This is a genomic window from Fibrobacterota bacterium, from assembly GCA_019509785.1.
Lineage (GTDB): Bacteria > Fibrobacterota > Fibrobacteria > UBA11236 > UBA11236 > Chersky-265.
Genome location: JAEKLQ010000009.1, coordinates 1 through 5,878, shown reverse-complemented (window position 1 = coordinate 5,878; position 5,878 = coordinate 1). Strand labels below are relative to the sequence as shown.

At 59.3% G+C, this 5,878-nt stretch carries 7 protein-coding genes; all 7 read right to left on the bottom strand.

Features of this window, described 5'->3' with window-relative positions:
• Window positions 1–291, bottom strand: a 291-nt coding sequence (locus JF616_00305) for an ATP-binding protein (GenBank protein ID MBW8886168.1), incomplete at its 3' end; no start/stop codon positions are given.
• Between the two features lie 47 nt (window positions 292–338).
• Window positions 339–956, bottom strand: a complete 618-nt coding sequence (locus JF616_00300) for a cob(I)yrinic acid a,c-diamide adenosyltransferase (GenBank protein ID MBW8886167.1) — start codon at window positions 954–956, stop codon at window positions 339–341.
• A gap of 97 nt (window positions 957–1,053) precedes the next feature.
• Window positions 1,054–1,866, bottom strand: coding sequence for a (2Fe-2S) ferredoxin domain-containing protein (locus JF616_00295; protein MBW8886166.1), 813 nt, complete (start codon window positions 1,864–1,866; stop codon window positions 1,054–1,056).
• Window positions 1,867–1,877: 11 nt separating this feature from the next.
• Complete coding sequence (locus tag JF616_00290) at window positions 1,878–2,909, bottom strand: ABC transporter ATP-binding protein (GenBank protein ID MBW8886165.1); 1,032 nt, start codon at window positions 2,907–2,909, stop codon at window positions 1,878–1,880.
• 11 nt (window positions 2,910–2,920) lie between these two features.
• Entirely contained in the window at window positions 2,921–4,012 is a 1,092-nt protein-coding gene (locus tag JF616_00285) for an iron ABC transporter permease (GenBank protein MBW8886164.1), read from the bottom strand.
• A gap of 12 nt (window positions 4,013–4,024) precedes the next feature.
• Window positions 4,025–5,164 (bottom strand): ABC transporter substrate-binding protein, encoded by a 1,140-nt coding sequence (locus JF616_00280; GenBank protein ID MBW8886163.1) that lies wholly within the window; start codon window positions 5,162–5,164, stop codon window positions 4,025–4,027.
• A gap of 14 nt (window positions 5,165–5,178) precedes the next feature.
• Window positions 5,179–5,878: TonB-dependent receptor (locus tag JF616_00275; protein MBW8886162.1), on the bottom strand; the 700-nt coding region annotated here is incomplete at its 5' end.

Here is a 5,878-nt window from a genome sequence, read left to right as displayed (position 1 = left end):
TATCTTCGCAACGCCCATCAGGGTGAATTTTTCGACGATGGATCTCATGACTGCTTCATAATTCGATTCCCGGGTCGTAAAAACCTTTTCCAGCCGGAATCCCAACGATGCCGCCTGCCGGTCCAGCAGCTCCACGGGAACCCCATGCATGCAGATCCGTTGCTCATGCTCCCTGACCATGCAGACCAGCGCCGTGATTTCATAGCGGCCGTCCTTGACGAGTTCGTGCAGCATCAGACAACTGTCCTTACCGCCGCTCCACGATACCAGAACCTTTTCCAACGTCTTCATCGCAATCGCTCTCCTTTTCGCCATCGCGTCGTTAACTCCTACCGAGGTCAAAGCTTCCCGGGCTTGCGCTTGCCCAGGCCCGTATCCCAAAGCGTCTCGGGAACCCCGGATAGCTTCGCCACGTAGCGGGAGAGCACGAAGAACAGATCACTCAACCGGTTCACGTACTTGAGGATATTCGGCCGCAACTCTTCTTCCTTGGATAGGCGGACCATCTCCCGCTCCGCCCGCCTGCACACAGATCGGCACTGGTGCAAGGAGGCGTTCGCGAACGATCCGCCCGGAAGGGTGAAGGAGGGAAGCGATTCCAGATCTTCCTGGAAGGTATCCATCAACTTTTCCAACTCGGTGATTTGTTCGGGGAGGATGACCGGCATGCCTTCGTAATCCTTGCCAGCCGGGGTCGCCAGGATGCTGCCTACGTCGAAAAGCTCGTTCTGGATCCGCAGAAGCAAGGCATCCATCTCGCTCCGTTTTTCGGCCGGCAGGCCGCCCAAATCAGAAATGAGGATGGTTCGGGCCATGCCGACGAACGTGTTCAACTCATCGATGCTCCCATAGGACGAAAGCTTCTGGGATCCTTTGGAAATGCGCACCCGGCCGACCAAGGACGTATCGCCCTGATCCCCGGCCCGGGTATAGACCCGGGTGATATTGATTGCCATGTGGTGACCTTTCTATGATGTACGGTGGCTACGGAACGTTTTACATCGCTCTAAGTTGAACTTGGGTTCCAATTAATAGGGCCTCGCCCCCCATGGATCAATTCCTTTCGAGATAAATCCTGGTGTAATGCTCCCAGGGATCTGGTCCTGGGATCGAGTCGGGCCGGGGAAACCGAACGATCAACGCGCGCACCCCAGATCTACTGGTCGCCACGAGCATCCTTTCGGAAGCCGCTCCCTGCCCATCCCCGGATTCGATGAACAGGACTTCGGTTATCCTATCGCTCCATAGGCGCGGATATTCCGGATCGGATTCCTTGAATAGGCCGATTACTAAGGAGAATCGCTGTGTCAAAGACTCCACCTCGGCGCAAACCCCGTCATAGTTCAGGTTGGCGGAGCGATTCAGCGAAAACGGCCTGCTGACGATGGAGGGTAATTCGAAGATAAGGCCTTGGAAGCGGTTCACGAACAGGTCTTTCAGGAGCGGGTAGAGCTTGATTTCCCAGGGGTCCATCGCAGCCGCCGGAACGTCTCCCCATTCCGGAAGTCTGCGTGGCTCGAACGGATTCAGATCCGGTTGGGCGATAGCCGTATCGTTCCCTCCCGTTTTCCGGCGCTCCGCATCCAGGAGCCAAGCCTCCAGGGGACGGCCTTGCAGGACATGTTCGCGAATGACCATCCCGCTTTTTTCCGCGTCCATCCGGCAATACCAGGCGTTATCGGGTTGGATGGCCATGATGGGGCCTTGATCGCAATGGCTGGTGCACAGGGTTTTGACAGTATGGACCCTGGAATGCAAGCCTTCCGTCTTTAGCAGGGCCTGCGTTTCGCGGATAAGCATGCCGGAACCCTTCTGCAAGCAGGACCCGCCCGCGCAAAAATAGAGGGTGCGTTCCACCCGGCTCATATCCTTTCCCTTCAAGCTTCAGCCTCCACCCTGCTTGCGTGATTCCTTTGCAAGGTCGTGATCAGGCTTTCAATCGAGGTATGACAGGAGGAACGCCCGCCCGCTTCGCAAAGCCATCGGTAGCATCCCGCGGTTTCTTCGACGACCCGGATGCGCCGGCTCGAATCGAAGGATTCGCCGACGCGGAAGCCCTTCCGTTCCAGGGCGCGGCGGGTCCAGACCTCGCCCGCGCCCGATCCGATGACCTGTATGGCTTCTCCTTCGGGTTTATGGAACCGGAATGCGCCTGTGGCCGCATCGAAATGGAACCCGCTTTTCCCGAAACACGCGCCGAAGGCGCCGTTCAGGACCAGATCTTCCGGAGCCCCCATTTCCATCCGCCCCCCCGTCTCCATGAGCCAGACCTCGTCCGCCGACTGCAAGGCGAGATCCAGTTCATGGGTGGAAAGCAGGATGACCTTGCCTGTATCATGGGCCAGGTTTTTCAAAAGCCGCATGATGCCCACGCGATTGGGAAGATCAAGGTGGGCGGTGGGCTCGTCCAACAGAACCACCGGGGTCTCCTGCGCCAGGACCCTCGCGATCATGGCCTTCTGCCGCTCCCCGTCGGACAGCTCGGAAACCTTCCGGCCCGAATGCTCCACGATCCCCGTGGCCTTCAGGGCCCAGGCGACTTTTCCCTCGTCTTCCTGCGAAAGCCGCCCGGGCCAACCCGTATAGGGAGCCCGCCCCAAGGCGACCAGTTCCTCCACGGTCAGGTTCACGCTTTCCAACCGCTCCGTCAGGACCAGGCCCAGAATCGTAGCCCGCTTCGCCGCATCCAGGGTACGGGAATCCTCGCCGCGAATCCGGACCGATCCGACAAGCGGGGGCTGGATTCCGGCCAGGGTTCTCAGCAAGGTCGATTTTCCGGCGCCGTTCGGGCCCAGGAGGCATATGAACCTCCCCCCTTCCAGATGGAACCGGATCCCTTCCGCGACGGTTTTCGATCCGCCTTTGACGGCGTAGCCGATGCCCAGATTTTCCGCTTCCAACAGCTTCATAGGTGCCGCCTTCAAAAAGGGCTTTTCCGGTGCTTCACGCGCGCGATGACCCAGATGACCACCGGGGCGCCGACGATAGAGGTCATGACATTGAGGGGCATCAGGCTTCGGCTTCCCGGCAATTGGGTGACGATGTCGCAGGCGAGCACCACGATGGATCCCATCACGCAAGCTGCCAGGATCAGGCGCAGATGATCGGAGGTATGCAATAGGGCCCGGCATAGGTGAGGCACGGCCAGGCCGATGAACCCGATGGGTCCGCAGAAGGCCGTGACACTTCCGGAGAGTAGGCAGGTCGCGGCGATGATGAGGATCCGGGATCGGAAAACGGATAGCCCGAGGGAGCGGGCATAGTTTTCGCCGATGAGCAGTATGTTCAAAGGCTTCGAAGCCGCCAGCGCCAGACCCAAGCCTCCGGCCACGACCGAGCCGAGGGTCCAGAGATGCTTGCCCGAAACGCCTCCGATGGTGCCGAACGTCCACATCAGGTAATCCTGGATTTGCTCCGGCGAGGCCAGGTACAGCATCAGGCTGACGAGGGAAATCGTCAGGGCCCCGGCCATGATGCCGATGATCATCAAGGATGCGTTGTCCTTGACCTTGGCCGAGATGGCGAGGACGACGAGCAACACCAGCGCCGAACCCATGCTGGCGGCGACGACGATAATCCACCCTCCCAGCGCACCCGTCTGCTTGATTGCCTGAACCGTGGGAATGGCGCCCCCCGCCAGCATAACGAGGGATACGCCGAGGCTCGCGCCCGAGGTAATGCCGAGGACATCGGGGCCCGCCAGGGGATTCCTGAACAGGGTTTGCATCAGGAGACCGCTGGCGGCGAGCGCCGCGCCGACCAGGACCGCGGCGATTGCTTTGGGGATGCGGATCTTCTCGATGATGTTCGTGATGCCGGTCGAATCGATTTCCATCCCCCCCACGACCTTGAGGATATCCTTGATGGGGATATGCACCGGACCTACGGTGATATCCAGGATGAAAAGCGCGAAGGCGGCCAGGAAAAGCCCGGATAGGATCGCCGCAAAGGAAAAGCGGCCCTCCCGGACCGCCGAAGCGGGAGCATTTTTCCGGTTAGCCAGGTTGATCATCGTTTCCAACTTTTACTCTAGGGCCTTGGTATAGTAAAGCCGGTAGTCCGGCAACAATTCGGGATGCAGCACCTTCACCAAATCGGAAAGGAGCAGATGCGGATTCACGACTCCGGATTCCCAATAGTCGTTACTGCCGTTGGGAGCCATGCGTTTGGTATTGCTGAACACCCGATTGGCCTTGAAGGCTTTGAAGTCCCGGTAACGCTCATCTTCATCCTCAATGTCCTTTAGGGATTTGGCCCCTTCCGCGTTGAGCCAGAAATCGGCATCGACTCCTGCCCGGTAAACCGTCTCGAATCCGAGATTCCGGATGCCCGACGTAGTGTCATCGGCGAAGGGAAATTCGGCTCCGGCATCCCGGAGCAGACCGGCCACATAGCTTCTGCCTCCGGGAACGGTCCAAACGCCTTTCCGGCTGGTGCCTCCTATCACCTTGGGCCTGTTCCGCGCGCTTGCGGCGAGCCGTTTGACCTTCCCATACTCCGCTTCCAGCGAGTCGAATTTCCGCTCGGCGATGCCGTCCCGATCCAAAAAGGCCCCGACCAGCTTGACCCATTCCATGCGTCCCAACACGGAGTTCTCCATCCATTCCGAATTGGCCAGGACGGCGATCCCACTTTCCATCAAGGTCCGGTGAGAACCGATATCCTTTCCCGTGAAGCCGACCGTCATAAGGAGGTCCGGCGCCAGGGTCAGGACCCGCTCCTCGTTCAATGTCTCATCACGGCCCACTTCGACGATTTGGCCGGCGCGCGCCCTGGCCAACACCTTGGGGTTGACCAGCCTCGCAGTGTCGGACATACCCACGATCCGATCTATCGCACCCAGGAAATCCAATAGGCTGATATGGGTCGTAGAAAGGCAGATGACCGTGCGGATGGGGATATCGACACGGGTGGCTTTGGCGAACTCGGGAGGGGTGGGCTTGCCCCTGGGAACCAAGACATAGCGTGTCGTATCCGGGGCATGGCTGAATGGATTGATGACCTCCACGACCTTGAAGGACTTGAAATAGCGGAGGGTAAAGCCCTTGGCGTATTTCACCACTGCTTTATCCGGAAACAGATCGGCGCCGGGGCTTGGTCCGGCCGCTATCGTAACCGCCGCGACTGCGGCGCCTAACGCCGAGAGGATATGCATTTTACCCATGGCCGATGGCTCCTTCAGAGTTTCTGCGAAACGTCCAAGCGGAAATTCCTGCCCGGCAGGTTGAATCCGCGCTTTTCGTAATAGTTCTGATCAAGAAGGTTGGCCGCGGTAAAGGTTACGGCGGTCCCAGCCCTCACCTGAAAAATCGCCGTGGCATCGAAAATCAGGAATTCAGGATACCGGATGTCCGGGTAGCGGGGATCGCTGAATTCCGTATCCTTGCGCTCGCCCAAATACCGTCCCGAGAACCGGGCCGCCAGGAAGGAGCGATCCTCATATTCGATGCCGAAGGTGGTATTCACCTTACCGACATTCTTGATATCGGTGGTCTTCTCCAGGCTATCCCGGAGCCCGTCCCGGGTGAGGGTCACCGTTTCATCTTCCGCTTCGAGAATGCGGGTGGAATTGGCGAACACGCGCAAGGAGCGGTTCCATTTGAGCAAAGCCCCGGCATCCAAGGACAACCGCAATTCGATCCCGCGCATATGGGAGGCATTGGCATTGACGAAAGTGGTCCGGGAAGCCACGGTATCCCCATCGAGCATGGCGAAGGGAAGGGCCGCTCCGCTGACGGTCCGCGCGGCGATGCGATCCTCCACCTCGGTCTGGAAATAGGTCAGGTCCGCGGAAATGCCTTGGCGGGGCTTTTCGAATCCGGCCCCGGCCTCGAAAGTCAGGTTCCGTTCCGGTCTCAGATCCGAATTGCCGCTGGTG

Coding starts and splice junctions, on each gene's coding strand:
- JF616_00300 (MBW8886167.1), bottom strand. CDS start 956: ATGGCAATCAATATCACCCGGGTCTATACCCGGGCCGGGGATCAGGGC.
- JF616_00290 (MBW8886165.1), bottom strand. CDS start 2,909: ATGAAGCTGTTGGAAGCGGAAAATCTGGGCATCGGCTACGCCGTCAAA.
- JF616_00295 (MBW8886166.1), bottom strand. CDS start 1,866: ATGAGCCGGGTGGAACGCACCCTCTATTTTTGCGCGGGCGGGTCCTGC.
- JF616_00280 (MBW8886163.1), bottom strand. CDS start 5,164: ATGGGTAAAATGCATATCCTCTCGGCGTTAGGCGCCGCAGTCGCGGCG.
- JF616_00285 (MBW8886164.1), bottom strand. CDS start 4,012: ATGATCAACCTGGCTAACCGGAAAAATGCTCCCGCTTCGGCGGTCCGG.